General features: G+C 69.3%; 26 protein-coding genes. 10 read left to right on the top strand and 16 right to left on the bottom strand.

Going from position 1 to position 26,639, the window contains the following annotated elements; genetic code table 11:
- The 4 genes from AC3WJT_RS14550 to AC3WJT_RS14535 all read right to left on the bottom strand — a co-directional run.
- The coding region (locus AC3WJT_RS14550; protein ID WP_492343843.1) for a pentapeptide repeat-containing protein at nt 1–859 on the bottom strand (859 nt) is incomplete at its 3' end.
- Nucleotides 860–956: 97 nt separating this feature from the next.
- Nucleotides 957–1,445 carry a pentapeptide repeat-containing protein gene (locus AC3WJT_RS14545; RefSeq protein ID WP_492343842.1) on the bottom strand — a complete coding sequence of 163 codons (489 nt, stop codon included), beginning with the start codon at nt 1,443–1,445 and terminating at the stop codon, nt 957–959.
- Between the two features lie 92 nt (nt 1,446–1,537).
- Entirely contained in the window at nt 1,538–2,026 is a 489-nt protein-coding gene (locus AC3WJT_RS14540; RefSeq protein WP_492343841.1) for a hypothetical protein, read from the bottom strand.
- Between the two features lie 11 nt (nt 2,027–2,037).
- Nucleotides 2,038–4,551, bottom strand: a complete 2,514-nt coding sequence (locus AC3WJT_RS14535; protein WP_492343840.1) for a TSCPD domain-containing protein — start codon at nt 4,549–4,551, stop codon at nt 2,038–2,040.
- A 192-nt stretch (nt 4,552–4,743) separates the two neighbouring features.
- On the opposite strand from AC3WJT_RS14535, the gene AC3WJT_RS14530 reads away from it, so the two are divergent.
- Nucleotides 4,744–5,139 (top strand): NADH:ubiquinone oxidoreductase subunit NDUFA12, encoded by a 396-nt coding sequence (locus tag AC3WJT_RS14530; protein WP_492343839.1) that lies wholly within the window; start codon nt 4,744–4,746, stop codon nt 5,137–5,139.
- Between the two features lie 6 nt (nt 5,140–5,145).
- The gene (locus AC3WJT_RS14525; protein WP_492343838.1) at nt 5,146–5,748 is read left to right on the top strand and encodes a DUF2155 domain-containing protein; all 603 of its coding nucleotides are present in this window, start codon (nt 5,146–5,148) and stop codon (nt 5,746–5,748) included.
- Here AC3WJT_RS14525 and aat read toward each other — a convergent pair.
- Genes aat through AC3WJT_RS14505 form a run of 4 tightly spaced genes read right to left on the bottom strand, consistent with a single transcriptional unit; the run spans nt 5,691 to nt 8,689 of the window.
- Nucleotides 5,691–6,341 (bottom strand): leucyl/phenylalanyl-tRNA--protein transferase, encoded by a 651-nt coding sequence (gene aat, locus AC3WJT_RS14520; protein WP_492343837.1) that lies wholly within the window; start codon nt 6,339–6,341, stop codon nt 5,691–5,693. The genes AC3WJT_RS14525 and aat overlap by 58 nt on opposite strands.
- 1 nt (nt 6,342) lies before the next feature.
- Nucleotides 6,343–7,686, bottom strand: a complete 1,344-nt coding sequence (gene accC / locus AC3WJT_RS14515) for an acetyl-CoA carboxylase biotin carboxylase subunit (RefSeq protein ID WP_492343836.1) — start codon at nt 7,684–7,686, stop codon at nt 6,343–6,345.
- A gap of 9 nt (nt 7,687–7,695) precedes the next feature.
- Nucleotides 7,696–8,211, bottom strand: coding sequence for an acetyl-CoA carboxylase biotin carboxyl carrier protein (gene accB, locus AC3WJT_RS14510; protein ID WP_492343835.1), 516 nt, complete (start codon nt 8,209–8,211; stop codon nt 7,696–7,698).
- A 22-nt stretch (nt 8,212–8,233) separates the two neighbouring features.
- Nucleotides 8,234–8,689 (bottom strand): type II 3-dehydroquinate dehydratase, encoded by a 456-nt coding sequence (locus tag AC3WJT_RS14505; RefSeq protein WP_492343834.1) that lies wholly within the window; start codon nt 8,687–8,689, stop codon nt 8,234–8,236.
- A gap of 65 nt (nt 8,690–8,754) precedes the next feature.
- On the opposite strand from AC3WJT_RS14505, the gene thiS reads away from it, so the two are divergent.
- Nucleotides 8,755–8,955 carry a sulfur carrier protein ThiS gene (thiS, locus tag AC3WJT_RS14500; protein WP_492343833.1) on the top strand — a complete coding sequence of 67 codons (201 nt, stop codon included), beginning with the start codon at nt 8,755–8,757 and terminating at the stop codon, nt 8,953–8,955.
- Here thiS and AC3WJT_RS14495 read toward each other — a convergent pair whose 3' ends face one another.
- A complete protein-coding gene (locus tag AC3WJT_RS14495; RefSeq protein WP_492343832.1) occupies nt 8,956–9,621 on the bottom strand; it encodes a hypothetical protein in 666 nt (221 codons plus the stop codon).
- Between the two features lie 307 nt (nt 9,622–9,928).
- Between AC3WJT_RS14495 and AC3WJT_RS14490 the strand changes: the two genes are divergently transcribed.
- Together AC3WJT_RS14490 and AC3WJT_RS14485 are read left to right on the top strand one after the other, a co-directional pair.
- Nucleotides 9,929–10,141, top strand: a complete 213-nt coding sequence (locus AC3WJT_RS14490) for a cold-shock protein (RefSeq protein ID WP_488900339.1) — start codon at nt 9,929–9,931, stop codon at nt 10,139–10,141.
- Between the two features lie 197 nt (nt 10,142–10,338).
- Complete coding sequence (locus AC3WJT_RS14485) at nt 10,339–10,593, top strand: hypothetical protein (protein WP_492343831.1); 255 nt, start codon at nt 10,339–10,341, stop codon at nt 10,591–10,593.
- 39 nt (nt 10,594–10,632) lie between these two features.
- Here the strand turns inward: AC3WJT_RS14485 and AC3WJT_RS14480 are convergent, their stop codons facing one another.
- The 4 genes from AC3WJT_RS14480 to AC3WJT_RS14465 form a co-directional block, all read right to left on the bottom strand.
- Complete coding sequence (locus AC3WJT_RS14480) at nt 10,633–10,974, bottom strand: hypothetical protein (RefSeq protein ID WP_492343830.1); 342 nt, start codon at nt 10,972–10,974, stop codon at nt 10,633–10,635.
- Between the two features lie 97 nt (nt 10,975–11,071).
- Nucleotides 11,072–11,275, bottom strand: coding sequence for a hypothetical protein (locus tag AC3WJT_RS14475; RefSeq protein WP_492343829.1), 204 nt, complete (start codon nt 11,273–11,275; stop codon nt 11,072–11,074).
- 108 nt (nt 11,276–11,383) lie between these two features.
- Nucleotides 11,384–12,973 carry a sensor histidine kinase gene (locus AC3WJT_RS14470; RefSeq protein WP_492343828.1) on the bottom strand — a complete coding sequence of 530 codons (1,590 nt, stop codon included), beginning with the start codon at nt 12,971–12,973 and terminating at the stop codon, nt 11,384–11,386.
- Nucleotides 12,970–13,677: a response regulator transcription factor gene (locus AC3WJT_RS14465; protein ID WP_492343827.1), complete on the bottom strand. Its 708-nt coding sequence runs from the start codon at nt 13,675–13,677 to the stop codon at nt 12,970–12,972. The genes AC3WJT_RS14470 and AC3WJT_RS14465 overlap by 4 nt, the downstream gene beginning before the upstream one ends.
- A gap of 134 nt (nt 13,678–13,811) precedes the next feature.
- On the opposite strand from AC3WJT_RS14465, the gene AC3WJT_RS14460 reads away from it, so the two are divergent.
- Nucleotides 13,812–14,606, top strand: coding sequence for a thiazole synthase (locus AC3WJT_RS14460; protein WP_492343826.1), 795 nt, complete (start codon nt 13,812–13,814; stop codon nt 14,604–14,606).
- Nucleotides 14,607–14,698: 92 nt separating this feature from the next.
- Entirely contained in the window at nt 14,699–16,369 is a 1,671-nt protein-coding gene (locus AC3WJT_RS14455; protein WP_492343825.1) for a tetratricopeptide repeat protein, read from the top strand.
- Here the strand turns inward: AC3WJT_RS14455 and AC3WJT_RS14450 are convergent.
- From AC3WJT_RS14450 to AC3WJT_RS14440, 3 genes are read right to left on the bottom strand one after another with little or no spacing between them, the layout of a single operon-like run.
- Nucleotides 16,366–17,070 (bottom strand): DsbA family protein, encoded by a 705-nt coding sequence (locus AC3WJT_RS14450; RefSeq protein WP_492343824.1) that lies wholly within the window; start codon nt 17,068–17,070, stop codon nt 16,366–16,368. The genes AC3WJT_RS14455 and AC3WJT_RS14450 overlap by 4 nt on opposite strands.
- Nucleotides 17,071–17,119: 49 nt before the next feature.
- Nucleotides 17,120–18,532, bottom strand: a complete 1,413-nt coding sequence (locus tag AC3WJT_RS14445) for a M48 family metalloprotease (protein ID WP_492343823.1) — start codon at nt 18,530–18,532, stop codon at nt 17,120–17,122.
- 50 nt (nt 18,533–18,582) lie between these two features.
- Nucleotides 18,583–21,318, bottom strand: a complete 2,736-nt coding sequence (locus tag AC3WJT_RS14440) for an Rne/Rng family ribonuclease (RefSeq protein ID WP_492343822.1) — start codon at nt 21,316–21,318, stop codon at nt 18,583–18,585.
- A gap of 422 nt (nt 21,319–21,740) precedes the next feature.
- Between AC3WJT_RS14440 and AC3WJT_RS14435 the strand changes: the two genes are divergently transcribed.
- The 3 genes from AC3WJT_RS14435 (at nt 21,741) to prfB (ending at nt 26,609) form a co-directional block, all read left to right on the top strand.
- Nucleotides 21,741–22,949 carry an N-acetylmuramoyl-L-alanine amidase family protein gene (locus tag AC3WJT_RS14435; protein ID WP_492343821.1) on the top strand — a complete coding sequence of 403 codons (1,209 nt, stop codon included), beginning with the start codon at nt 21,741–21,743 and terminating at the stop codon, nt 22,947–22,949.
- Nucleotides 22,950–23,007: 58 nt separating this feature from the next.
- On the top strand, nt 23,008–25,440 hold the full coding sequence (locus AC3WJT_RS14430) for a penicillin-binding protein 1A (RefSeq protein ID WP_492343820.1): 2,433 nt from the start codon (nt 23,008–23,010) through the stop codon (nt 25,438–25,440).
- A 46-nt stretch (nt 25,441–25,486) separates the two neighbouring features.
- Nucleotides 25,487–26,609, top strand: a protein-coding gene (prfB, locus tag AC3WJT_RS14425) for a peptide chain release factor 2 (protein WP_492343819.1) whose coding sequence is annotated in 2 segments (ribosomal slippage) — nt 25,487–25,555 and nt 25,557–26,609 — 1,122 coding nt in all. Because the reading frame shifts where the segments join, the coding sequence is not laid out codon by codon here.
- Nucleotides 26,610–26,639: the final 30 nt, after the last annotated feature.

Raw genomic sequence — 26,639 nt, 5'->3', positions numbered from 1 at the left:
CGTCAGCGGCGCGGGCGGCGGCCGCAGGCGGCGCGGGCGGCGCCGGCGGTGCTGGCGGATGCGGCGGCCGCACCGGGATCGCCCGCCGGCAGGACCGGACCTTCAGACCGGCCGGCAGCTTCGTCCGCTCGTCACCGCAGGCCTCGTCGAGTTGATGCTGGCTGAGCCCGCGCGCGCCGCCGAGGTTGGCGTCGATGAGGATCGCCCCGTCCAGGCTCGCCCCCCGGAAATCGGCGCCGTCGAACACCGAGCCTGTCAGCACCGCCCGGTCCAGCGACGCGCCGCGGAACGAAGCCCGGTCGAACCGGGAGCCGGTGATCACCGCGCCGTCGAGTTCGGCGTTGGCGAAGCTGGCCCGCTCACCCCGAACATGCAGCAGCTTCGCGCGGGGCAGTTCGGCGCCGTCGAACCGCGCCGTGGTCAGGTTGGCGAACATCAGGTTCACGCTGGGCAGCTCGGCCCCGGTCAGGCTGGCGCCGGAGAAGTTGGCCCGCATGAAGTTGGCCGCCGGGGCTTCCAGTCCGTCCAGCCGGGCGCCGGTGAAGTCCGCGCCGGCGAAATCGCTGCCGGACATGGTCGCGCCGCGCAGGTCCGCGTTGTTCAGGCGCGCCCGCTGGAAGCTGGAGCCGATGAAGGTCGCGCCGCGCATGTCGGAGCCGACGAACAGGGCGTCGGCGAAGCTGGCGCCGGCGAACCGGGCGCCGGTCAGCCGACGGCCGGAGAGATCACACTTGCCGCAGCTGCCGCCAAAGGAGACCAGCCGCGCCACGTCACGGTCATCGACCATGGCGTTGGCCTGGCCGACCAGCGCTAGGCTGGCCAGGATCAGGCTGGAGAAGGCGATCGCGAAACGGGTCATGGACCGTCGGGGCTTGCGGCTCGGAGGAGCCTGTTCGCTATCGGGTTTGCCGCGCCGCGACGAGGAAGACCACTTAAATCGCGGTAATGACTTGGGTTTAACGACACGCCGGTATGCGAAGGCCGGGCGGCAGGGTCGTCGCCGGGTCGCCGCAGGCGGCGCTGAGCTGGCGCTGGGTCAGGCCGCGGGCCTGGCTCATTTCGGCGCCGGAGAAGTTCGCGCCGGTCAGGGTCGAGCCGGCGAAGTTGGCGCCCTGGAGGTAGGCGCCGACGAAGGTCGAGTTGGTCAGATTGGCCCGCGAGAAGCTCGCACTGGAGAACACGCCGCCATAGGCGTTCACGTCGCGCAGGTCGGCGCCGGCGAAGCTGGTTCGGTTCATGATGGCGAGGCTGAGATCCGCCTGCCGCAGGCGCGAGCCGGACAGGTTCAGGCCCTTGAGTTCACGGTTCGACAGATCCGCCTGGAACAGGTTGCAGCGCGGGCAGCTCTGGCCGCGCTGGACGCGCGCGATCTGGCCGGCGTCCTGGGCGAGCGCCGGTGCGGCGACAAGAAGGGCCAGCAGGCCAAGGGCGGCGAAGGGTCTCATGACGGCACGGCTTCTCTGCGAGGGTCCGGATTCACCCTTAACGCCGCAAGCTTAAGACCAGTTGAACCGGGTTGCCGACACAGCCGACGATCTCAGGCGGCGTGGAGCAGATCCAGGCGTCGCTTCAGCCACCAGATGCAAAGCGGGAAAAACATAAACGCGGCGAAGAACCAAAAGGTTCGCTCATTGGGACGGGGCTCAGACGTGATCAGCGCCAGTTGGCGAGCGGTCACGACGAGGAAGGTGAATCCGGAAAAAACGGTGACGAACGCGAAAAGCGACTCAGTGCCAGCGGGCAATTCGATCTCCGCCATATCGATGATGGTGTTTACTACGATTCCGATCACCGCAGCGTTTCGCGCGTAGTCAATCCAGCGACCTGGCCGGGCGCCACTTCTCTGGAAGCACAACTTCCTGGCCGCGTCGCACCAGCCGATCAAGAACAGGATATACGCGGCGGATCCGATCGCGCCTGCCATTGATGCCGATCCCGAGGCGTCCAGTTGGTCGAGCGGCGTAAGCAGCCACAAGCCGAGGCCCAACAGGCATACGAGCCAGGGGGGCGTCTGAAGGATCTTCATCGAGCGACCATTCAACTCGCGCCGCACGCGCCGCACACGCCGCCGATGACCGCCAGGTCTCCGCAGGCGGGGCAGACGGCGGCGGCGCGTTGCTGGAGTTCGTCGGAGAGTTCGCCCTTGCGGCCGCCGAACGGCAGGAAGACGAGGTTGTCCGGGGCCGAGCCGCGCGCGAAGCCCTTCGAGATGAACTTCGAGGCCGGCTGGGGCTCCTCCTGGAAGCCGAGCGCGTCGTCGTCGGCCTTGCCGCGGCCAAGGCCGTCGGCGTTCAGAGCCTCGCCGTCTGCGTTGGCCAGGTCATCGCGGCCCAGATAGCTGACGCCCAGTTCGCGGAATACATAGTCGAGGATTGAAGTGGCCGATTTCACCGAGTCATTGCCCGTTACCGGCCCGGCCGGCTCGAAGCGGGTGAAGACGAAGGCGTCGACGAACTCGTCCAGCGGGACGCCGTATTGCAGGCCGATCGAGATCGAGATGGCGAAGTTGTTCATCAGGCTGCGGAAGGCGGCGCCTTCCTTGTGCATGTCGATGAAGATCTCGCCGAGCTCGCCGTCGTCATACTCGCCGGTGTGCAGGTAGACCTTGTGGCCGCCGACGGCCGCCTTCTGGATGTAGCCCTTGCGGCGGTCGGGCAGCTTGCGGCGGGCGCGCTCGACCTCGACCTCCACCCGGCGTTCGACGATCCGCTCTTCGATGATCGTCTCGGGCCGTGCGGCCTTCGGCGTCTCGGGTTCGGGCAGGGCCAGGGCGAAATCGAGCGGAGCGGCGGCGCGCTGCAGGCGCACGGCGCCGACGCCGGCGTCCAGCGCTTCGGCGAGTACGGCGCGCGCCTCGGCCAGGCCGGCCTCGAACGGCAGGGCGATCGTCGTCACCCCGGCCGCGTCGGTGACACCCTCGACAGCGAGGGTCATGGCGAGCCGGTCGGCGAGGGACGGGGCGGCGAAGATCGCCCGCTGGGCGGCGTCCAGCGCGTCGTGATCGTCCAGTCCGCCCGCGCCCAGGGCATGGCGTCCGGCCGCCGCGATCTGCGCGGCGTCAAAGCCGGCGAAGGCCAGGGTGTCGAAAGCCGGGTCTTCCAGCGCCTCGGCCGGGGCGCCCAGCACATCGCAGACGAAGCCGGCGCCGATCACCGCCGGGGTGAAGGCCCGCGAGATGGTGCTGACGAAGGCCAGCCGGCTCTCCGCAGAGGAGATCTCATGGTCGGTCAGGCCGAGGGCGTTCAGTTCGGCATGGCCGATCCCGGGGGCGTCCTCCAGGCTGCCCGCGCCGAGCGCATGGCGGCGCGCGGCATCCAGATCGGCGCCGAGGGTGGCCAGGCCGCCCAGGGCCGCCTCGGACAGCACCGGCACGATCTCGCCGTCGGCGGTCTCGGCATGGAGCACCACGCCGTTGCAGGGTGCGCAACCGAGGCTGACGCCGCCCAGCTTCAGCGACAGGTCGGGGTCATCGAAGGAGGCGATAACCAGCGCAGGCAGGCCGGGCGTCTCGGCGTCGAGGGTCCGGGCGGCGGCGGTGGCGATCGACCAGACCGCGACGGTTTCGGCGGTCGCATCCGGCGAGGACCAGGCGAGCCCGGCGGCCATCAGGCGTTCGGCGACGCCGGCCAGCGTCAGGCGCGGAGTCTCGCCGTCGTCGGACGCCAGTTTCAGCGCCAGACCCGCGACCCGGACGGCGGCAGTCAGGTCGTCGGCGTCCGTAAACTGGAAGGCGTCCACGGCGGCGCGCGGGCCGGCCGCGCCGTTCCGCAGCGCTTGCGCCGTCTCGCCGTCGCGCGCGAGCACCACCTGTCCGGTGCGCCAGGCGAGCGTCGCGGCGGGGTCGGCCGATCCCGCCGGGGCGACGGCCAGCAGCAGGGGCTGGAGCGGCGTCTCGATCTGCACGGACCCGGAGTCCTCGCCCGCGAGGCCCAGGGCGATCGCGTCGGCGATCGCCGCATCATCGGCGCCGGCCAGGCGTGCGCGGTGCGCGGTGCGGGCGAGGGCAGGGTTGCCTGCAGGATCGGCGCAGGCGGCGGCGTCGCCTTCACACCGACGCACGGCGTCCGAGACCTCGTTGAGCCGCTCGGCCAGCGTCGTCGCGGCTTGCCCGGCCAGAGTCCGGCCCAGACAGTCCGCCGCGAACCGGTCGGCGAGGCGACGGAAGGCTGGATCCTCGACGGAGAGGGGTGAGCCGGCCTGGAACGCCTGAACACCCCGGCCGAACGCGACGGCGCCGGAGGCCATCGCGGCGGTCAGCTCGGCTTCGAAGGCGAGAACATCGGGGCGACGCTCGAGAACCTTCTCCGAGGCCGCTCTGGCGGCGAGCTGGGCGGCGAACCGGGCCGGTCCCCCCGCCAGCAGGGCCGCGCCGTCGGCATCGCCCGGAGCTGTGAAGGGGGCCACGGTTTCGGCCCAGTCGAGCCAGGCCTCGACCCGCGCGCTGGTCCAGCCGCGCGGCGCCAGCACGCCGGTCAGGGAGTCGGCGGTCTCCACCGTGCGGAGCTCGACTTCCGGCTGGGCGGCCTTCGCCAGCCGCCTGGTGAAACGCATTGACCCGACTCTCCCACGCACCTGCGCGCAAGGCTAAAGTCCGGTCGGGTCGCGGGCAATAGATATGGCGTGTAGCACGGCGCCCATCCACAAGATGTTGCGTTGGCGACGCCACGGGCGGCGCTGGACGCCGGAGGGCGGCGCAGCTATGGTCCCGCCGACCTCAAGACCTTGTCTTCAGCGGATTTTCGCGTGCTCAAAGCAATCTTCACCTGGTGGAACGGCGCCACGATCGGCCAGAAGTTCCACATCGGCCGGCGCGGCGTGTTCATCGGCCAGGACGAGCTGGGCAACCGCTACTACGAGGCCCGGGACAACCGCGACAGCTACGACGACCGCAAGCGCCGCTGGGTGATCTACAACGGCTACGCTGAGGCCTCGAAGGTCACGCCCGATTGGCACGGCTGGCTGCGCTACACCTTCGACGAGCCGCCCACGACGCATCCGCTGCCGCGCCGCGCCTGGGAGAAGGACCACCGTCCGAACCTGACCGGCACTGTCCACGCCTGGCGGCCCAAGGGCTCAATCGCCCAGGGCGGCGAGCGCGACAAGGCTACGGGTGACTACCTGCCCTGGAATCCCGAGTAGCAGCGGATGAGGCTGAAGCTCCCCTTGCTGGCGGCGATCGCCCTTGCGGGCGCCGCCGGGCTCGTCCAGGCGCAGCAGACCCCCGCGCCTGGCGGCCCGGCCGCCGCGCCGGTTCCGGAGACGCCCGAGGCCGAAGAAGCGCCGCCCGCGCCCGTGGCGTCGCCGCAGCAGCAGCCCGCGCCGACCGCCGCTGAAAAGCCGGTCACCAGCGCGACCAAGCCCAAGGCCGCCGCGATCGAGAAGCCGGCCGAACCGACCCGCCGCAGCCGCTCCGGCGCGGCGATCATCCAGGCGATCGACAAGGTCACGGCCGAGACGCTGCGCTTCGAGGCGCCGATCGGCCAGCCGATCCGCTACAAGACCCTGGTCTTCACCGTCCGCGCCTGTGAGACCAGCGCGCCGGACGAGGCCTCGCCGGACTCGGCGGTCTACATGACCATCGACTCCCAGCCGAAGTCCCTGACCGGCCGTGCGCCGCCGCCGCCAAGGCAGGTGTTCCGGGGCTGGATGTTCGCCTCATCGCCGGGGCTCAATCCCCTGCAGCACCCGGTCTATGACGCCTGGCTGATCGCCTGCAGGGCGTCCGGGCCGGACTCCGCAAAGCGGTAGAAGTCGGCGGGCGCCTCGAGCGCCTCCGCCAGCAGCCGGCGATACGTCGTCCGCGACATTTCCTTCGCGCCGAACTGCGCCAGATGATCGGTCATGAACTGCGCGTCCAGCAGCCGGTAGCCGCCGATGATCAGCCGACCGACCAGGTGAACCAGAGCCACCTTGCTGGCGTCGCGGGCGGTGCTGAACATGCTTTCGCCGAAGAAGGCCCCGCCCAGCGACACGCCGTAGAGGCCGCCGACCAGCACGCCGTCCAGCCGGCACTCCACGCTGTGGGCGCGGCCGCTGCGGTGCAGACGTTCGTAGAGGGACTGGATCGGGCGATTGATCCAGGTCTCCGGGCGGCCGGGCCTGGCCATTGCACAGGCCTCGACCGTGCCGCTGAAGTCGGTGTCGACGCTGACGTCGAACCGGCCGGCGCGCACCGTCCGGGCGAGTCTCGCCGCCACATGGAAGCCCTTGAGCGGGATGACGCCGCGCCGCTGGGGGTCGATCAGGAAGACGCGGTCGTCCTCGCGGGCGTCGGCCATCGGAAAGACGCCCCGGCGATAGCAGGCGACGAGCTCTTCGATGTCGAACGCGTCGTGGGCCAAGCTATCCCTGGGCTTTGATCCACTGCTCCAGCCAGTGGATGTTGTAGTCGCCGTTGCGGATGTCTTCCTGCTGCAACAGGTCCTGGAACAGCGGGATGGTGGTCTCCACGCCGCTGACGACCATTTCACCCAGGCAGCGCTGGGTGCGGGCGATGCACTCGGCCCGGTCGCGACCGTGGACGATCAGCTTGCCGATCAGGCTGTCGTAGTAGGGCGGGATCGAATAGCCGGAATACAGGGCGCTATCGAGCCGCACGCCGAGCCCGCCGGGGGCGTGGAAGTCGAGGATCTTGCCGGGGGACGGCGCGAACGTGCGGGCGTTCTCGGCGTTGATCCGGCATTCGATGGCGTGGCCTTCGAACACGACGTCGTCCTGGGTGAAGCTGAGGGGCAGGCCGGCGGCGATGCGGATCTGTTCGCGGACCAGGTCGATGCCGGTGATGGCCTCGGTGACCGGGTGTTCGACCTGCAGGCGGGTGTTCATCTCGATGAAGAAGAACTCGCCCTTTTCCCAGAGGAACTCGATCGTGCCGACGCCGAGGTAGCCGATGGCGCGGATCGCATCGACAACCACCTTGCCGATGGCCACGCGCTCGGCGGCGCTGAGGGCCGGGGAGGGGGCTTCTTCCAGCACCTTCTGGTGGCGGCGCTGCAGCGAACAATCGCGCTCGCCCAGGTGCACCACGTTGCCGAAGCTGTCGGCGATGACCTGCAGCTCGATGTGGCGCGGGGTCTGTAGGTAGCGCTCCATGTAGACCGCGTCGTCGCCGAAGGCCGCGCGGGCCTCGCTCTGGGCGGTGGCGACGGCCTCGGAGAGGTCCTCGCGGGTCTCGGCCACCTTCATGCCGCGGCCGCCGCCGCCGGCGGCGGCCTTGATCAGGACCGGGAAGCCGATCTTGTCGGCGGCCTCGAAGGCCTGCTCCTCGGTCGTCAGGGCGCCCTCGGAGCCCGGCACGACCGGGATGCCGGCGGCCATCACGGCCTGCTTGGCGGTGATCTTGTCGCCCATCATCCGGATGTGTTCCGGCTTGGGTCCGATGAAGGTGAAGCCGTGCGCGCCGACGATCTCGGCGAAGCGCGCGTTCTCCGACAGGAAGCCGTAGCCGGGGTGAACCGCCTGGGCCCCGGTGATCTCGCAGGCGGCGATGATCGAGGGGATGTTCAGGTAGCTCTTGGCCGCGGGCGCCGGGCCGATGCAGACGCTCTCGTCGGCCAGCCGCACCCACATGCCGTTGGCGTCGGCCTCGGAATGGACCGCCACCGTGGCGATGCCCATTTCCTTGCAGGCGCGGTGCACCCGCAGGGCGATTTCGCCCCGGTTGGCGATCAGGATCTTGTCGAACACGGCTCTGGCCTACTCGATGATGACCAGCGGCTCGCCGAACTCGACGGGCTGGGCGTCAGACACCAGGATCTCGACGATCTTGCCGGCCTTCGGAGCCGGGATCGGGTTCATGGTCTTCATGGCTTCGACGATCAGCAGCGTCTGGCCCTGGGTCACGGTCTGGCCGACCTTGATGAACGGGTCGGAGCCGGGCGTCGCCTGCAGATAGATGGTGCCGACCATCGGGGACTTGATGGTCTCGCCGTTGTGCGCGGGCGCGGTCGGGGCGGCGGCTTCCGCGACCGGCGCAGCGGCGGCGACGGGCGCCGGGGCGGCGGCCATCGGCGCGGCGGCGACGTGATGGGTCAGCGGCGCGGCCATGTGCTGGACGGTCACCTCACGGGCGACGCGGATCTTCAGGCCGCCGCTCTCGACCTCGATCTCGGTCAGGCCGGTATCCTTGAGGATGTCGGCGAGCTTGCGCACGACGCGCGTGTCGATGGCCTGGGGATCGCCGGACTCGGAAGCGGCCTTGGGACTGGACATGAAGCGTTACCTTGTCTGCGGATCAGGCCGAGGCGCCGGGGGCGCCGATCAGGCCGGCGGCGGCCTCGACCGCCAGTTCATAGCTGTTGCCGCCGAAGCCTGACACGACTCCCGTGGCCGCCAGCGACACATAGGTCTTCCTGCGAAACGTCTCCCGCGCCGCCGGATTTGACAGGTGGCATTCGATGATCGGTATAGCGAGAGTCTTCAGCGCGTCGAGCAGGGCCACGGAAGTGTGACCATAGCCCGCCGGGTTGATCACGAGCGCAGACGCCTCCGTCCGGGCCTGCTGGACCCAGTCGATCAGTTCGCCCTCGTGATTGGATTGCCGGAACACGACCGAGTAGCCGAGGCCTTTCGCCCGGGCTTCGCAGCGGGCCTGTATATCGGCCAGCGTCTCTCGTCCGTAGATCTCCGGCTCGCGAACCCCCAGGAGATTGAGGTTGGGTCCGCTCAGCACATGGATCGGTTTCGCCATCAGGCCCCGCCGTCGTTTCGGCGGCCCTTGTATCTTCGCTGGGCCGGGGTCACAAGCGCAGCGTCATGCGCGTGCACATCAATGGTGAGGAACGGGTGCTCGAGCCGGTGGCCAATGTCGCCGAGCTGGTCGCCGCCCTGGGGCTCGAAACCCGCAAGGTCGCGGTCGAGCGGAACCTCGAGATCGTGCCCCGCAGCCTGCATGCCGCCACGCCGGTTCACGACGGCGACCGCTTCGAGATCGTCACCTTCATCGGCGGCGGCTGATCAGGACCGGCCGTCGCCGATCCGTCGGTAGGCTACGAGGACGCCGGCCGCAGGCACGACCATGCCGAGCCAGAGGACAAGAACCCAGGCCAGGTTCCTGTCGATGAACGGCTTGCCGCCCGCATGATTGGCGAGCGCCGGCATCCCCACCAGCACGCCCAGGGCCACCAGGGCCGCGAGGCCAAGATAGGCGGCCACGCGCGCATCGCCTGCCAGGCGCGTCCGGATCAGCCAGGCAGAGCCGTACAGCGCCGCGATCAGGCCGTAGAAACCGATGATCGGCGCGGCCAGGCCGGCGATCACCAGGGCAGGATTATCCATCCGCGCAACGGTGACGATTGCCGTCCAGCTATCGTCAACCAGGCCGTCGCGCCCTCCGAAGCGCTCGGTTGCGCGCCAGATAACCAGAACGCCGAAGGCAATCACCGCAGCCAGCGTGTAGTTCAACGCCACGAACGCGCGCGCCGGCATTCGGGACTGAAGGAATCCGAACAGGAAGGCCAGGGTGAGCCAGATCGCCAGCATCGCCAGCAACGGGATGGCGTAGGCGATCGCCGCGTCGAGCGGGTCCGGCGAGCGGAGTATTTCCGTGACGGGGCTGGCGAAAAACACTACCGCGTACAGCAGCCAGAAAGTCCGTCCGGCCCAGACCTTGAGCGACTTCACGGCGATCCTCCCGGCAACTCAACTTCAGGCTAGCCCGCGGCGACCCCGCCGCCAACCGCAATCGGGCTCCAGAAAAAGCGACGTTCCTGCAAAGTTTTCGCACCGTAGTCTTTTGTGCTCGCCAAATATTTCCTTGCCGCTTTGCCGTTTTCGTGAGACGTCCCTGCCATCGAAGTTCGATCTGGCGCGGCCAGCCGTTTCGGAAATCCCACTCGGGACGCCTGAAGTAGCCCTCCAAAACCTCTGAGAATTTGATCACGCAGCCGCATCTCGCGGGCTGAAATTTATGTCTGCAAGGCTACAAACTATGGCTACCGGTACTGTTAAGTGGTTCAACGCGACCAAGGGCTTCGGCTTCATCGCGCCTGACGCGGGCGGCGGCGACGTGTTCGTCCACATCTCGGCGGTCGAGCGTTCCTCGCTCGGCTCCATCCACGAAGGTCAAAAGCTCAACTATGAGCTCGAGCGCGACCAGCGCAGCGGCAAGACGTCCGCTGGCCAGCTGACGTCGGCCGACTGAGGCTTTCAGCTTCATTCTGTTACTGACGACGGGTCGGCTCACGCCGGCCCGTTTTCTTTTGTGCCCCTGTCATGGAACCCTTCGTGCTAGGATGCACGACGCTCCGTTATGAGCCCTGCCGGCGACTCGCCCATCCGCCGTCCTGCCCGATCAGTGCGCCGTCATTCATGGCGCTGCGGGGGAGAAAGGCGAAGACCATGAGCAGCCAACCCCGTCCCCTGCCCAAGCAGGACACGATCAACGCCCTGCGCGCGATCATCGCCGACGCGGACGACAAGGGCGCCGACCGGGCCGGCCTGACCCTGCACCTGACTCACCGTGACGCCGCCCTGCTGAAGCGCAGCCCGTCCGTCGCGATGGAGGAAATCAGCTTTCTCGGCGGCGAGATGCGCTTTCTGGGCGTGAAGGTCGAAGTCGGCGACGTCACCGTCAGCGCCCTGGCCGGGCTGTAGCCAAGCAGAGACATGCACGTCAGTGCATGTCGCTCTTCACTATTCGGGCTTGATCTGGAACTCGGCGCCGTCGTCCTCGACGGTTTCGAGGGTCACGCCCATGACCGATCCATCTTCCAGCGTCAGTTGGGCGTCGGTGCCCTCGAGATCTTCGGCCAGGCCCGTGAAGTCCGCGTCGACCGAGCCGCTGCCGACCGTTCGGTCGCCGTCGGCGTAGAGGTCGAGCTGGTAGCTGACCGCCAGGCTACGGTCGCCGGCCAGCAGCACGCCGTCGCCGCGCAGGGTCTTCAGCAGCTTCAGCGACCGCTTGCCTCGACGCGAGCCGAAGCCGGGGCCCTTGGGCGGTGTTTTGGGGGCTTCCGGATTGTCTGACGGCGGCACGCGGCGCTCCTGGTCGCCACGATCCGGGGACGGCGCGGTGAGGATCGATCATGCGCCCTGACGCGGCCCGCGACCAGTGCAATCGGCCGCCCGTCGCTCAGACGGACCGGCGACGGCCCCGTTGCAGGGCCGCGAATGTCGCCGCCGCCACCGCGCCGCACTTCCAGGCGCTGTCCTTGTTCTCGGCGATCCCGCTGGCCGTCACGACGGCGTCCAAGTCCATCAGGGCCCAGACCCAGCGGTTCTGCTCCGGCTGGACGACCAGGGCGTAGCCGGTGTCGATGTTGGTTGCTGCTGACATGGTCAGATCCTCCCCTTGCGATCCGGAGAGCGTCGACCAGGTCGGTGCGGCGGGTATGGCCGCCTGCGCCGGGTTCGGCGCAGGGGCCGTGGACGAACGGTGCAGACGTCAGCCCGCGCCGTCCGCCAGCGGCAGGACCACCTCGAATCGCGCGCCTGAAACGGACGGCGTCAGCGAGATGCGGCCGCTGCTGGCGGCGAGCAGCGAGCGGGCGATCGGCAGGCCGAGACCCGTTCCGCCCGATGCCCGGCGACTGGTGAAGAACGGCTCGAACAGGCGCTCGCGGTCCGCCTCCGCCACGCCGGGCCCGTCGTCGGAGACGGTCAGGCAGACGCCGTCCGGACTGACGCTGGCCGTCACCAGCGCCTTGACCGCTCCGGCCTGGCGCGCGTTTTCCAGCAGAACGGTCAGGACGGTTTCGATGGCTTCTTCCGGCACCGCGACGGCCGGCAGCCGCGGGGCGAGGGTGGTTTCGATCTGCAGCTTCGCGCCGCCCTGGGCGTCGGCGACCCGGTGGACGGTGGCGGCGACATCGGCCGAGACGTCCGCGCCGGGCCGGGCCATGTCTGCCCGCGCCAGATCGAGCAGGCGCGTGACCAGCTGGGCCAGGCGGGTGTTGTCGGCCGAGATGTTGGCGAGGAACCGTGCGCGCTCCTCGGCGCTCATCGCCCCGCCGTGGTCCTGCAGCAGCTCGACGGCGCCGCCGATGCCGGCCAGCGGGGTCTTGAACTCATGGCTCACGGCGGCGGCGAAGTCGCGCAGGTAGCGGGACCGCCGGGCGATGGCCTCGGCCATCATGCGGAAGTCCTCGTAGAGCTGTCGGATTTCGACGGCGGCGGTCTGCGGCGTCTCTGGGATCGCGCCCTGGCCGGCGGCGACGTCGCGCGAGGCCCGACTGAGGGCGACGATCGGGCGGGTGATGCCGCGCGAGACCAGCCCCGACAGCAGGATCAGGATCAGGATCAGGCCGGCGAGGCCGATCAGGAACTTGCCACGATCCTCATACAGGCCGCTGAACAGGGCGCGCGGCGAGCGGGACAGCAGCAGCACGCCGGCGACCTTGCCGTCCACGACGATGGGCCGTGCATGGTGCAGGCGGATGCCCGAGGCGCGGCTCAGCCATTCGAACGAGTAGCGCGGGCGATAGTCCGACTGGCGGCGCAGAACGGTTCGCGTCCGGCCCTCGAGGGCGGCGGCGACCTCCGGCAGGGCGCGCTGGCTGCCGCCGCGCCCCAGGCCCTGGACGACAATGCCGTTGCGGTCGAGGACGACCACCGAGGCGAGGGTGGTGCGGGTCGTCTCGTCGATCACCGGACGCAGGGTCGGCAGGACCGCGACCGCAGCGGGGTCAGGCGGGGTGGCGCTGCGCCTGGCCGCCGGGCGGGACGGCAGCACGGGCGAGGCGCTGAGGTCGATGGTCGTGCGTTCCGGCGTGTAGTAGCCGGGCGTGGCCTTGTTGAGCGGGGTCGCCGGCGGCGTCGCGCCGGGCCACAGCGCCGTCGCCGCCGCCGCCAGCGCCGCGCCCTGTGACACGAGCTCGACCTCGGTCTGGCGCACCAGGGTGTTCTCGTAGACGCGCAGGAACACCGCCCCGGCGACCGGCATGGCGGCCACGGTCAGCAGCACCGTCAGCAGGATCGTCCGCAGCTTCAGCCGCGGCCAGTAGCGTTTGAGCAGGGCCTTGCTCCGGGCGATCACGCGGCCTGGCCGACGCAGGCTCCAAGCCGGTAGCCGACCCCGGCGCGCGTCTCGATCACGTCATGGCCGCCGAGGGCGGTGAACTTGCCGCGCAGGTTGCGCACATGGCTGTCGATGGTGCGGTCGGTGATGGCGAAGCCGGGCCCGTGCAGCCGGTCGATGATGGCGTCGCGGCTGAACACCTTGGTCGGGGTCGAGGCGAGGGTCCGCAGGATGCCGAACTCGGTGACCGTCAACGCCGCCTCGCGATCGTCCCAAAGGGCGGTCCAGCCCTCGGTGTTGAGGGTCAGGCGGCCGCGCACGATGGCGCCGGCGGTGTCGACGGGCGGCGCTTCACGGCCGCCTGCGCGGCGCAGGATCGCCTGGACGCGGGCGGTCACCTCGCGCGGGCTGAACGGCTTGACCACATAGTCGTCGGCGCCGAGCTCGATGCCCAGCACCCGGTCGATCTCGTCGTCCCGCGAGGACAGGAACAGGATCGGCATGTCGCCCTGCGCCCGCAGGCGGCGGCAGACCTCCAGCCCGTTCAGGCGCGGCATGTTGATGTCGAGAATCACCAGGTCCGGCGGGTTGGCCGCCACGGCGGCCAGCGCCGCCTCGCCGTCCTCGGCCTCCCGCGCCTCCAGCCCCGCCTTGGTCAGGGCGAAGGCCAGCAGCTGGCGGATGTGGGGGTCGTCATCAACGATCAGGATCGAACGGGTCATGGGGGCATCTTCCGCCCGCTGTGCGCGGGGTCAACGGGGGAAGGGGTGCAGGCGGCGAACGGCTGTCATGCAGATTCGGTGCAGAGGGCTCGCCTGTCCTTTTCGGCGGCCCCGGCACGGCGTAAACCGCTCTCATGACCGATACGCTCGCCACGCCTGCCGCCGATACCTGGACCGTCGCCGGCCGCACCTTCACCTCGCGCCTGATCGTCGGGACGGGGAAGTACAAGGACTACGCCACCAACGCCGCAGCCGCCGAAGCCGCCGGGGCCGAGATCGTCACCGTGGCCGTGCGGCGGGTGAACATCTCCGACCCCAGCCAGCCGCTGCTGATGGACTTCGTGAAGCCCGACCGGTTCACTTACCTGCCCAACACAGCGGGCTGTTTCACCGGCGAGGAGGCCGTGCGGACCCTGCGGCTGGCGCGGGAGGCGGGCGACTGGTCGCTGGTCAAGCTGGAGGTGCTGAGCGATCCCAAGACCCTCTATCCAGACATGGAAGAGACGCTGAAGGCGTTGAAACTGCTCGTCAAAGAGGGCTTTGACGTGATGGTCTACTGCACCGACGACATCGTCTACGCCCGCAAGCTGGAGGAGGCCGGGGCGGCCGCTATCATGCCGCTGGGGGCGCCGATCGGCTCGGGGCTTGGCATCCAGAACCGGGTCAACATCCGGCTGATCGTCGAGCAGTCGAAGGTGCCGGTGCTGGTCGACGCCGGAGTCGGCACAGCCTCGGACGCGGCCATCGGCATGGAGCTGGGCTGCGACGGGATCCTGATGAACACCGCCATCGCCGAGGCGAAGGACCCAATCCGCATGGCGCGGGCGATGAAGCATGCCGTCATCGCCGGGCGCGAGGCCTATCTGGCCGGCCGTATGGGCCGCCGGATGTACGCTGACCCCAGCTCGCCGCTGGCCGGTCTGATCTGAAGTCCTAGCGACAGCGACGCGGGAACGGACCTTGATCCGATTGCCCTCGTCCCGCCGCGCCGATAGCCTCCCGGGCAGCACAGGGGGCGTTGATGCGTATTGGTCTGTTCGCGGGCGTAGCGGTCGCCGGGTTTGTCGTCAGTCTGGCCCAGCCGTCCTGGACGGCGGACGAGGCGATGCTCGACGCTACGGCGGTATCCACCCTGTGCAGCGAGACGGGCGGTGTGAGCGGCGCAACCGCCGCCGCGCCGGTGACGCCGAAGTTCCTGCCCGGCTTCGGCAACGGCGGCTTCACCATCACCACGGCCAGTCCCGAGGCGCAGAAGTGGTTCAGCTACGGCATCCAGCTGGCGCAGGCCTTCGCGCATGAACCGGCCAAGGCGGCCTTCGCCGAGGCCGCGCGGCTGGATCCGACCTGCGCCATGTGCGTCTGGGGTCAGGCGATGGCGGCCGGGCCGACGATCAACTACGGCATTTCGGCCGAAGAGCGGGCGGCCGCGGGCATCCTGGCGGTCAAGGCGCAGCAGCTGGCGACCAATGTCACCGGGCGCGAGCAGCGGCTGATCGCGGCCATGGTGCGGCGCTATCTGAAGAGCGGTGGCGACGGCGCCTATGCCGACGCGATGATGATCCTGTCGACAGCCTATCCCGATGACGACGCGATCCAGGTGCTGACCGCCGAAGCGCTGATGGACACCGGCAAGACCGGGAGGGTGAAGGTGGCCGCCGGGCTGCTGGAAACCGTGCTGGGGCGTAACCCGACCCAGACCGGCGCGATCCACTTCTACATCCACGCCAGCGAATGGATCGGCGAGGCGGGCAAGGCCGAGCGCTACGCCGACGTCCTGGGTGGGCTGGCGCCCGGCGCCAGTCACCTGATTCACATGCCGTCCCACACCTTTTATCGGGTCGGACGCTATCGCGAGGCCGGGCGCGTGAATGTGGCGGCGATCGCCGTCGACAAGGCCTGGATGAAGACCGTCGGCGGCGTCGAGGACGACTGGGAGGTCCCGTACTTCGGCCACAACGTCCGGTTCGCGCTCGGCGGCGCGATGATGGCCGGCGACAGCGAGGCGGCGCTGACCATCGCCGGCATGTACGCGACCCTCAAGACCGACGATCTCAAGTCATCGGCCTGGATGCAGGCCAGCGCCGCGTCCCGGTGGTTCGCCGAGGGACGGTACAGCGATCCGGACAAGGTGCTGGCGATGGCCGGACCTGGCGACGAGACGCCGCTGGTGCGGGCGATGTGGCGCTATGGCCGCGGCGAGGCGCTGGCGCGCAAGGGCGACGCGAAGGGCGTGCTCGCAGAGGCGGCGGCGATGACGATCACCGGCAAGGAGATGGCGGCCTACAAGCGCTCCTCGCCCTATGTGAAGGCGATGCTGACGGTGGCGCGCCAGACGCTGCTGGGGCGCGCAGCCATGCTGGAGGGCCGCTACGGCGACGCGGCCACGGCCTATCGCAAGGCGGCGCAGACCCAGTCAAAGGTGTTCGGCGACGGCGGCGACCCGCCGACCTGGTGGTATCCGGCCCGACGCAGCGTGGCGGCGGCCCTGCTGGCCAAGGGAGAGGCCGGCCAGGCGCTGGTCGAGGCCAATGCCGTTCTGGCCAAGTGGCCGAAGGACCCGATGAGCCTGCTGATCGTCGCGCGCGCCCAGACGGCGCTGGGCAAGCCGGCCGAGGCTGCGGCGGCGCTGGCGTCAGCGCGCGCCGGCTGGAGCGGCGAGGCGCTCGACGGCGTCAGCCTGGGCGTGATCTAGCCCTTCTTGCGCAGCTCGGCGGCGATCGCCGCCTTCAGCGCCTCGGGATCGGCGCCGGGGATCAGGGTGTCGCCGATGATGAAGGCCGGCGTGCCTTCGATACCCAGGCCGCCGGCGATGACGTGAACGTCCTGGAAGTAGCGCTTGCGCTCCGCCGAGGCCTGCTCGGCGCGCGCGGCGGCCGGATCTATTCCCTGCGCGATCATGATCCGCTCGGCGACCTGGGTGTTCAGCGGCTTGGCCGCCATGAACGCCCGGTGCAGGGCGACGTACTGCGCAGGCGACTTCGCCAGCGCCGTGGCAGCGGCCGCGAAGGCGCTGGTCTCGCCGAATATCACCATGTCCTTGAAGACGAACCGCACCTGGGGATGGGTGCGCGCGAGCTCGAGGACTTCCGGCGCGATCACCTTGCAGTAGCCGCAGTTGTAGTCGAACAGCACGACGACGGTGACCTTGCCGGACGGGTTCAGCACGTGGTCGCGCGGGTCGCGCTCGAGCTGCTGGCGGTAGGCGCCGATGGCTTCGCGGGACTGTTTGACCTTCAGGGCGTTGCTGACCTCGACCAGCACCTCCGGGTTGGCCAGCAGATAGGCCCGCACCTTGGCCCCGAAGGCCGGATCGACCTTGGTCGTCGCGGCCTGTGGCTGGCCACAGGCTGACAGCAGGGTCGCGACGGCGGCGGCGATGATCAACGGACGCATGGAGGACTCCGGAGGCGGGCGGTCTTTGGCGGAGCGGAGGGCGGCGGCGTCAACGACGTGGTGCTGCCGAGCCTTCGCTGGACAGGGCCCGCAGGTCCTGGTCGGTCGGGTTAGAGGCCATGACGATGTCGGTGGCCCTCAGCCACTCCACGCTTCGGCGGTCGAACAGTTCGCGGGCGCGGATGGCGAAGTTGCGCGACTCGCCGAGGGCGCCGACCGCGAAATACTGCTCGGCCGTCGCCAGCCGGGCCAGTCCGTCGTCGCCGCGGGCCTCATAGGCCAGGGCGAGCAGCCGCCAGGCTTCGGGATTGTCGTCCTCCAGCAGGGTGACCCGCTTCAGCTCGGCGATGCCCTCGTCACGCTTCTTGGTGTCGCCGAGATTGATCAGGGTCTGGCCCAGATTGATGCGCAGCAACGGCGCGTCAGGCTTCAGCTCGACTGATCGGCGCTGCGGCGCCTCGGCCTCGGCCACCCGGCCAAACTCGAACAGGATCTGGCCCTTCAACTCCCACAGGTAGGGGTTGAGGGGCTGGTCGACGAGCATGCCGTCGATGAGCCTGATCGCCCGGTCAGGTTCCTTGGTCTGATAGTAGGCGATCGCCCGGGCGTAGCGCGCCGGATAGGAGGTGTCGGTCTCCTTGTACTTCACCAGCGACGCCTGCGGATTGACGAAGCCGTCGATCTTGGCCCGCATGACCTCGAAGTCGAGGGTCTCGGCGGCGGAATCCTTCGCCAGATAGCTGGGCTGGGCCTCGACGCGGGTGCGCAGCATCTCGATCCGCTGGGACGAGAGCGGGTGGCTGCGGAAATAGGGGAAGCGGCGATCTTCGGAGAAGACTTCCTGGTAGCGGAAGCGATCGAAGAACTCGACGAGCCCGCGGCCGGACTGACCGGTCTTCTCCAGGAAGCCGACGGCGGCCTGATCGGCGCGGCCTTCCTGCTCACGGCTGTAGCCGAGGGCGCCGAGGGCGCCGAAATACTGCGAATTGGCCAGCAGCAGGGCGCCGGCTTCGGGTGATCCGGCGAACATCGCCAGCACGCCCAGGCCCATGGTCAGCAGCATCGGCCGCATGCCCGCGCGCATCAGTTCGCCAGAGCGGATCGGATGCCCGCCGGCGATGTGGCCGGTCTCGTGCGCGATGACGCCCTTGAGCTCGTTGGGATTGGCCGCCTCGAGGATCAGGCCGGTGTGCAGACCCATCTGCTGACCCTGGGTCGCGAAGGCGTTCAGCGTCGGGTCGCCGACGAGCAGGATCCGCACGTCCTTGGGGTTCAGGCCCGCGACCGCGAAGATCGGGTCAGCCTCCTGGTGGAGGATTTCCTCGATCTCCGTGTCGCGCAACAGCGTGGGGCCGCGCTGGCCGGACTGGGCCAGCACGGATGACGCCGGCGCCATCATCGCCGCGGTAAGCGCGGCGATGATGCCGACTGTCTGGAACGGCTTCCGGATAGGGGAGGTCATGCCTCGATACGCTCCGTCGCGCCCCCGCGCCCCATTACAGTAGTGACTCGTCAGCCGCGACGCCACCAGCCCCGCTTGGGCTTTTCTGGCGGCGCGGAGATTTCGGCCGGATCAGGCCGGGCCGCCACAGGGGCGGGAGCCGGTTCGGGGGCCGGTTCAGGCTCGGGCGCGACAGCCACGGGTTCGGGCGCCGGGGCCGGTTCCGGCTCGGCGACAGCGGCGACCTCGGGCTCGGGCGCGACCTTGGCCTTGGCGCGCGAGCGCGCCTTCGGCTTGGCCGGTGCGGGCGCTTCGGGCTCAGGCGCGACCTCGACCGGCGTTTGGACGACCGGTTCGACGACGGCCTCGGCTACGGCTTCCACCGCCTCCTCGACCGGCGCGGACGCCGCCTTGCCGCCACGCGGCTTGCGGGCGCGGCGCTTGCCGGCTGCGGGTTCCGGTTCAGACGACAGCTCGACCCAGATCTCGTCGGTCGACAGCGCGGCCGGGGCCGCGGTTTGCGTGGTCTCTTCCATCATCGGCTCGGGGCGCGGCGCCGGTTCGCGGCGCGGCGGGCGGGCGTCGCCGGACGGGGCCGAGGCCCCTTCGGTCAGCGTCGCCGGATCGTGCCAGACGAAGGCGTCGTCGCCGAACGGGACGCGCGGGCGGGTCCAGGAGAAGCCGTCCTGGGGACGGGCGTCATCGCGCATGCGGCGACCGCCGCGGCGACCCCGGCGACGGCGGCGCTGGGCGTCGCCTTCGCTTTCGCCCGGCAGGGCGTCATCGTCGTCGCGATCGGTCGCGGGCGCCGCGGCGGGCGCAGCGCCGCCCTCGGCGACATCACCATCCTCGCGGCGACCACCGCGACGGCGACGGCGACGGCCACGGCCACGTCGGCCGCCGTCCTCGCCGGCATCCCCGGCGTCGCTCTCTTCACGCGGCGCACGGGCTTCGCGCGCCGGGCGGGCGTCTTCGTCGCCGTCCTCGTCGTCGTCCGCAGCGAGGCCGCCCTCGTTCTCCTCGGCCTCTTCTTCGTCCTCGTCTTCCTCGTCCTCATCCTCGAAGGCCGCATCGTCGTCGACGAGGTCATCCTCCGGATCAAAGGCGACGCGGCCCAGAGGCAGCATCGGCTCGAGGGCGTGCAGCGAATACTCGCCGCTGGCGGTGCGCTCGATCTCGTGATCGGCCTGGCCGATGGCCGCGTCGATCTGGACCGTGACGAACAGGTGGTGGGTCTGGTGGACGCGGGTCAGGTAGGCCCGCTTTTCGTTGAGGATGTAGAGGCCGACGGCGGGAGACACCTTCAGCGTCACTTCGCCGCCGCCGTGCAGCGCCTCCATCTCCACCGCGCGCAGGGCCGAGAGGGCGCTGGATTCGGGGGAGCGGACGCGGCCGGTGCCGGCGCAGTGTTCACAGACGTGGGTCGTGCCCTCGAGTACGCCGCTGCGGCGGCGCTGACGGCTGATCTCCATCAGGCCGAACGAGCTGATCTTGCCCATCTGGATGCGGGCGCGGTCGTCCTTCAGCGCGTCCTTGAGCTTCTTTTCGACGGCGCGGTTGTTCTTCGACTCATCCATATCGATGAAGTCGATGACGACCAGGCCGGCGAGATCCCGCAGGCGCAGCTGGCGCGCGGCTTCCTCGGCCGCTTCCATGTTGGTCTTGAGGGCCGTGGCCTCGACGTTGCGCTCGCGGGTCGACTTGCCGGAGTTGACGTCGATAGCGACCAGCGCCTCGGTCTGGTTGATCACCAGATAGCCGCCGGACTTCAGCGGCACGACCGGCGTGTAGATCTGCGAGAGGTGGCCCTCGACCTTGTGCGCCACGAACAGCGGGGTCGGTTCGCGATAGAGCTGAACCTTCTTGGCCTGCGACGGCATCAGCATGCGCATGAAGTCGCGCGCATCCTTGAAGCCGCGCTCGCCCTCGACCCAGACTCCGTCGATGTCCTTGTCGAACAGGTCGCGGATGGCGCGTTTGACGAGGTCTTCCTCCTCGTAGATCAGCGCCGGGGCGATCGAGTGCAGCGTCGTCTCGCGGATGTTTTCCCAGGCGCGCAGCAGATAGTCGTAGTCGCGCTTGATCTCGGTCTTGGTGCGCTTGGCGCCCGCCGTGCGGACGATCAGGCCCATGCCCTTGGGCACGTCGAGGCTCTGGACGATGGTCTTGAGCTTCTTGCGGTCGGTGATCGTGGTGATCTTGCGGCTGATGCCGCCGCCACGGGCGGTGTTGGGCATAAGCACGCCGTAGCGACCGGCCAGCGACAGGTAGGTGGTCAGGGCGGCGCCCTTGTTGCCGCGCTCTTCCTTGACGACCTGGACCAGCATGATCTGCCGGCGGCGGATCACTTCCTGGATCTTGTAGTTGCGCATCAGGCGGCGGCGGCGGCGCGCCACCTCCTCGTCCATGACGTCGTCTTCGTCCTCGGACGCCTCGGCGCCGTCCTCGTCGTCGCCGTCAGAAGAGGCGGCGGGGGCGGCGGGGCGGCTGCGCGACGACCCGCGCGCGGGCTCGTCGTCGTCCTCGGCCTGGGCGCGCATCAGGGCTTCGCGGTCGGCGAGCGGAATCTGGTAGTAGTCGGGGTGGATCTCGTCGAAGGCCAGGAAGCCATGACGATTGCCGCCGTATTCGATGAACGCCGCCTGCAGGCTGGGTTCGACCCGGGTCACCTTGGCGAGATAGATGTTCCCGCGAAGCTGTTTCTTGTTCTGGCTCTCGAAATCGAACTCTTCAACCCGGTTTCCGTCCACGACGACGACCCGGGTTTCTTCCGGGTGGGCCGCGTCGATAAGCATTTTCTTGGTCATAGAAAGCGTCTCCCCGGCGCGCAGCGGGCTCGAGGCCCGGTCGCCGGCATGATGTGAAGGCGCGCTCCGTATGGCCGGCCGACGCGCCGCAAGCAGCGATGCGAAGGGGCGAAAGCCAGGCCAGGGCGTGTGCGCAGCCCATGAGAAAATTCCCTGTCGCGCCAGGATCGGCGCGGGATCAGATGGTTGCGTCTGTCGCCGGAGGGCGACGGGCCGGACGCGCGGCTTCTTGGTAGTGTCTCGTGCGCGGAGAATCCCCGTCAGTCGCGGGGACCGGCGCGCGTCACAACCTTAGCCTCATCCGCCGGCAAAAGGAAAGCGCGCCGCGTGCATCGCGCCTCGTAGGCAAAGCCTTAACCAATTCGACACCTGCGCCGCGCGATAAGGGTCGATCAATCGCGAAGCGATGAGTGGGGCGTAGAATGCGGGCGTTGGCGACCGGTGGATTTCTGGCGGGATGGAGAGGCGTTGCCGCTCTTGCCTGCCTGAGTCTGACCGTTCTGGGCGTCGGCGGCGCGGCGCGCGGCTCGTCCAGTTCCGGCCTGCTCAAGGTCCGCCTCGGCGGCGATCAGACCGAAACCCGCATTGTCCTCGACCTCGACCGTTCCGTGACCGGCAAGCTGATGGCCGACGGTTCCGACGGCAAGGTCGTCGTGGCTCTGCCGCGCATCGACACCGCAGGGGATCTCAGCGGCGGAGGGCAGGGCCTCGTCCGGCGCTGGAACCTCGAGCGTGGGCCAGGCGCCCTGAAGCTGAACATCGATCTGGCGCGCGGCGCCGAGGTCAAGCGGCGGTTCCTGTTGCCGCCCGGCGACGGGGTCCAGACCTATCGCTATGTCATCGACCTGCAGGCGCTCGGCGGGACGACCAACGCCCCCGCCATCTCAGCGCCGCTGCGTCCGCGCGCAGCGCCCGCGCCGATTGTCTCTGCAAGGGCGCCGGAGCGTCGGGGCCCGCGCGTAGTGGTGATCGACGCCGGTCACGGCGGTCGCGACCCGGGCGCACAGGGGCGTTCCGCCCATGAAAAGGACATCACCCTGGCCGCGGCGCTGGCGCTGAAGGCCAGGCTGGAGCGCACCGGACGCTATCGCGTCGTCCTGACCCGCTCGACCGACGCCTATGTCGGACTGGAAAGCCGCGTGCAGATCGCCCGCAGCGCCGACGCCGACCTGTTCATCTCGTTGCACGCCGATTCCGGTCCGACGACGACAATGCGCGGCGCCAGCGTCTATACGCTGTCCGAACGCGGAGAGAGCCGCGTGACCAAGGTGCTGCGCAAGGACGACTGGCTGATGCCGGCCAGTTTCCCGGGTGCGGACCGGACGGTGGGCGAGATCATCCTCGACCTGACCCAGCGCTCGACCCGCAACCGCTCGGCCGAATTCGCCCAGGTGCTGCTGGAGAAGATCGCCGACGAGACCACCCTGTTGCGCCGGAGCCACCGTGACGCGAATCTGATGGTGCTGCTGGCGCCCGACGTGCCCGCCGTGCTGCTGGAAATGGGCTTCATCAACAATCCCGATGATGAGCAGCAGCTGACCGATTCCGGCCGCCGCAAAAGGCTTATGAACGCTGTCGGCGACGCCGTGGACGCCTGGTTCGCGCGTCAGGCGAAGACCACAAGCCGCTAGTTCGAACTCTGACGCGCGGGCCGTTGGCGCCCGGCGCTAGTCAGGCTACAGCAGACCCATGCTTGAGAGGGCCCTTCTGCGTCTTTGGCCGTTCGAGGAGCCCCCTGAGCGCTGGGTGGCCGTCGTCGGCGTGTCCGTGCTCAGCCTCATCGCCGTGGCCGGGTTCACGCTTGCGATCTATGCCGCCTGGCTGTTTCACGACATGCCGGACGCCGGCGATCTGACCGACTACCGGCCGCCGACCGCGACGCGGGTCTATGCCTGGGACGGCACGCTGATCGGCGAATTTTCGCGCGAACGGCGGATTTTCATCCCTTACGACCAGCTTCCGCCTCGTCTGGTGCAGGCGTTCCTCGCCGCCGAGGACCGCAATTTCTTCCAGCACAGCGGCGTGGATGTGCAGGGCCTGTCGCGGGCCATGATCAAGAATGTGCTCAACGCGGTGCAGGGCCGACGCCTCGAAGGCGGGTCGACGATCACCCAGCAGGTGGCCAAGAACGTCCTGCTGACCAGCGACGCGACCGTGGGCCGCAAGCTCAAGGAAGCGATTCTCGCCCGGCGACTCGAACAGACCCTGACCAAGGACCGGATCCTCGAGCTGTATCTGAACGAGATCTGGCTGGGCTACCGGTCCTACGGCGTCGGCGCCGCCGCCTACAACTACTTCGGCAAGCCGGTTTCGGAGCTGACGCTGGCCGAATGCGCCTATCTGGCGGCCCTGCCCAAGGGGCCGGACAACTACCATCCGATCCGCCGCAAGGCGAACGCGATAGGTCGCCGCGACTGGGTGCTGGGCCAGATGGCCGAGCTGGGCTGGGTCAGCCGGGCTGACGCCGAGGCGGCGATGAAGCAGGACCTCAAGGTCCAGGCCGCGCCGTCCCGCGCCAAGTACAAGGACGCCGACTATTTCGTCGAGGAGGTCCGCCGTCGGGGTCTCGCCACGCTGGGGCCGCGCCTCAGCGAGGGCGGCTACTACATGCGTACGACCCTCGATCCCCGCCTGCAGACCGCCGCGCGCGTGGCGCTGATGGACGGACTGGAGAACTATGACCGCCGCCACGGCTGGCGCGGGGCCTGGGGCACGACCGACATGGCCGTGGGGTGGGAGAAGGCCGCCGCGAAAAAGACCGCGCCGGCCGAGCGTCGTGACTGGCGGACAGCGGTCGTGACCAGCATCACCGGCGGCGTGCGCGTCACCCCGGCCAAGGACTATGCGCCCGGGACCATCGTCGGCGAGGACGTGGCCTGGGCCAAGGCGGGCAAGGGGCTCAACGTCGGCGACCTTGTGTTCGTCGAACCGGCCAAGGCCGGCGGCTACCGACTGCGCCAGGTGCCGAACGTCAACGGCGCGCTGGTGGCGCTCGAGCCGCATTCGGGTCGCGTTCTGGCGATGGTCGGCGGCTATTCCTTCTCGCTGTCCAGCTTCAACCGCGCGACCCAGGCGATGCGTCAGCCGGGCTCGGCCATCAAGCCGTTCGTCTATGCCGCCGCGCTGGAGCCCGATGGCGGCTACACTCCGGCCAGCTTCGTCACCGACGCCCAGATCGTGTTCAAGGGCGGGGTCAACGGCGAGGACTGGACGCCTGAGAACTACAACAAGAAATACTACGGCTCGATGCCGCTGCGGCGCGGGCTGGAGCTGTCGCGCAACGCCATGACCGTGCGTCTGGCCCAGGGCGTCGGGATGAAGAAGATCGCCGACCTGTGCGTGAAGTTCGGCATCGTCCGGGCCATGGAGCCGGTTCTGGCCATGGCGCTGGGGGCGGGGGAGACCACGCCCTTCAAGCTGACCGCCGCCTACACCGCCTTCGTCAACGGGGGGCGGCGCGTCGAGCCGCACCTGATCGAGCTGGTTCAGGACCGCGAAGGCCAGGTGATCTATCGCGCCGACAAGCGCGACTGCCCGCGCTGCACAGCCGGCTTCGGCGGCGAGGAAAGCCCCCGCGTCGCGGCGGCCGGCGAGCAGATCATCGATCCGACCACGGCCTATCAGATCTCCTCGATGCTCGAGGGCGTCGTCCAGCGCGGCACCGCCACCCAGGCGCGCGTGCTCGGCCGCCCCGTTGCCGGCAAGACCGGCACGACCAACGAATATCGCAGCGCCTGGTTTGTCGGCTTCACCCCGCAGATCGTCGTCGGCGTGTTCATCGGCTTCGACGACAACCGTTCGCTCGGCGAAGGCGAAGCGGGCGGCGTCTCGGCTCTGCCGGTGTTCATCAATTTCATGACCGAGGCCATCAAGGGCGTGCCGGTCGAGGCGTTCAAGCCGCCCAAGACCGCCAAGTTCGCGGTCGTCGGCGGCCAGCGCGAGGCCTTCCGACCGGGCACCGAGCCGCGCGGTCCGGTCGGACCCGTGGCGCCCGTCAACGCGAGCGGGCCGGTGACCTACCAGGACGCCTGGCCCGGCGGTCAGATCAGCAGCGAGCAGCCCGCGGCGCCCAAGCCGGCGCCGAAACCCAAGATCCCCGACGACCTGACGGGATTGTATTGAGGCGGCTGCCGGGCTACCTCCCGCGTCCGCTTGATCGGAGATTTTCATGAGACCGGATGTCGAGGCCGCAAAGGCCGACATCGAGCAGTCCGCAGGACTGCTCAGGAGGCGTCTTTGACTGGGATGCAGCCCTAAGACGCCTGCACGAGCTGGACGCTCGTTCCGAAGACCCCACGCTGTGGGACAGGCCCGCCGAGGCCCAGGCCCTGATGCGCGAGCGGCAGCAGCTGGCCGGCCGCGTCGAGGCTGTCCGCAGTCTTGAGCGTGACCTTAGCGACGCGCTCGAGTACGCCGAGATGGCCGACGCCGAGAGTGACGAGGCCTCCCTAGAGGACGCGCGCGCGCAGCTGAAAACCCTCAAGGCCCGCGCCGCCAAGGCCGAGCTGGAAGCCCTGTTGTCCGGCGAGGCCGACGGCAACGACGCCTATGTCGAAATCAACTCCGGCGCCGGCGGCACCGAGTCCTGCGACTGGGCCAACATGCTGCTGCGGATGTACAGCCGCTGGGCCAACGCGCACGGCTACAGCGTCGAACTGGTCGAGGAGACCAGCGGCGAACAGGTCGGCATCAAGTCGGCGACGCTGCAGATCAAGGGGCCGAACGCCTACGGCTGGCTGAAGACGGAAGCCGGGGTTCACCGGCTGGTGCGGATCAGTCCCTATGATGCCGCCGCCAAGCGCCACACCAGCTTCGCCTCGGCCTGGGTCTATCCGGTGATCGACGACACCATCGAGATCGAGATCAACCCGGCCGACGTGCGCACCGACACCTACCGGGCCAGCGGCGCCGGCGGCCAGCACATCAACAAGACCGACTCGGCGGTGCGCCTGACGCACATCCCGACCGGCATCGCCGTGGCCTGCCAGGCCGGCCGCAGCCAGCACCAGAACCGCGAAGAGGCGTGGAAGATGCTGCGCGCGCGGCTCTACGAGATGGAGCTGCAGAAGCGCGAAGCCGCGGCCCAGGCGCTGGAAGACCAGAAGACCGACATCGGCTGGGGCCACCAGATCCGCAGCTATGTCCTGCAGCCCTACCAGATGGTCAAGGACCTGCGCACGAACGTCGAGACCTCCGACACCGCCGGCGTGCTGGACGGCGATCTCGACCAGTTCATGGGCGCCGCGCTGGCGCAGCGGGTCGGCGCCACGCGGGACGCTGTGGAGGGGTAGGGCGCAGTTTCCCTCCCCATGAAGGGGAGG

Source organism: Caulobacter sp. FW305-C-30-S16 (genome assembly GCF_058783025.1).
The sequence above is the reverse complement of the archived record's forward strand: the minus strand, read 5'-3'. Positions and strand labels throughout refer to the sequence as shown.

What these genes read in the sequence shown, in the direction of transcription:
- AC3WJT_RS14465 (WP_492343827.1), bottom strand. Translation starts at nt 13,677, where the DNA reads ATGACCCGTTCGATCCTGATCGTTGATGACGACCCCCACATCCGCCAG.
- AC3WJT_RS14455 (WP_492343825.1), top strand. Translation starts at nt 14,699, where the DNA reads ATGCGTATTGGTCTGTTCGCGGGCGTAGCGGTCGCCGGGTTTGTCGTC.
- AC3WJT_RS14435 (WP_492343821.1), top strand. Translation starts at nt 21,741, where the DNA reads ATGCGGGCGTTGGCGACCGGTGGATTTCTGGCGGGATGGAGAGGCGTT.
- AC3WJT_RS14485 (WP_492343831.1), top strand. Translation starts at nt 10,339, where the DNA reads ATGAGCAGCCAACCCCGTCCCCTGCCCAAGCAGGACACGATCAACGCC.
- AC3WJT_RS14430 (WP_492343820.1), top strand. Translation starts at nt 23,008, where the DNA reads ATGCTTGAGAGGGCCCTTCTGCGTCTTTGGCCGTTCGAGGAGCCCCCT.
- thiS (WP_492343833.1), top strand. Translation starts at nt 8,755, where the DNA reads ATGCGCGTGCACATCAATGGTGAGGAACGGGTGCTCGAGCCGGTGGCC.
- AC3WJT_RS14545 (WP_492343842.1), bottom strand. Translation starts at nt 1,445, where the DNA reads ATGAGACCCTTCGCCGCCCTTGGCCTGCTGGCCCTTCTTGTCGCCGCA.
- AC3WJT_RS14460 (WP_492343826.1), top strand. Translation starts at nt 13,812, where the DNA reads ATGACCGATACGCTCGCCACGCCTGCCGCCGATACCTGGACCGTCGCC.
- AC3WJT_RS14540 (WP_492343841.1), bottom strand. Translation starts at nt 2,026, where the DNA reads ATGAAGATCCTTCAGACGCCCCCCTGGCTCGTATGCCTGTTGGGCCTC.
- AC3WJT_RS14505 (WP_492343834.1), bottom strand. Translation starts at nt 8,689, where the DNA reads ATGGCGAAACCGATCCATGTGCTGAGCGGACCCAACCTCAATCTCCTG.
- AC3WJT_RS14475 (WP_492343829.1), bottom strand. Translation starts at nt 11,275, where the DNA reads ATGTCAGCAGCAACCAACATCGACACCGGCTACGCCCTGGTCGTCCAG.
- AC3WJT_RS14525 (WP_492343838.1), top strand. Translation starts at nt 5,146, where the DNA reads ATGAGGCTGAAGCTCCCCTTGCTGGCGGCGATCGCCCTTGCGGGCGCC.
- accB (WP_492343835.1), bottom strand. Translation starts at nt 8,211, where the DNA reads ATGTCCAGTCCCAAGGCCGCTTCCGAGTCCGGCGATCCCCAGGCCATC.
- AC3WJT_RS14445 (WP_492343823.1), bottom strand. Translation starts at nt 18,532, where the DNA reads ATGACCTCCCCTATCCGGAAGCCGTTCCAGACAGTCGGCATCATCGCC.
- AC3WJT_RS14450 (WP_492343824.1), bottom strand. Translation starts at nt 17,070, where the DNA reads ATGCGTCCGTTGATCATCGCCGCCGCCGTCGCGACCCTGCTGTCAGCC.
- AC3WJT_RS14535 (WP_492343840.1), bottom strand. Translation starts at nt 4,551, where the DNA reads ATGCGTTTCACCAGGCGGCTGGCGAAGGCCGCCCAGCCGGAAGTCGAG.
- AC3WJT_RS14440 (WP_492343822.1), bottom strand. Translation starts at nt 21,318, where the DNA reads ATGACCAAGAAAATGCTTATCGACGCGGCCCACCCGGAAGAAACCCGG.
- AC3WJT_RS14490 (WP_488900339.1), top strand. Translation starts at nt 9,929, where the DNA reads ATGGCTACCGGTACTGTTAAGTGGTTCAACGCGACCAAGGGCTTCGGC.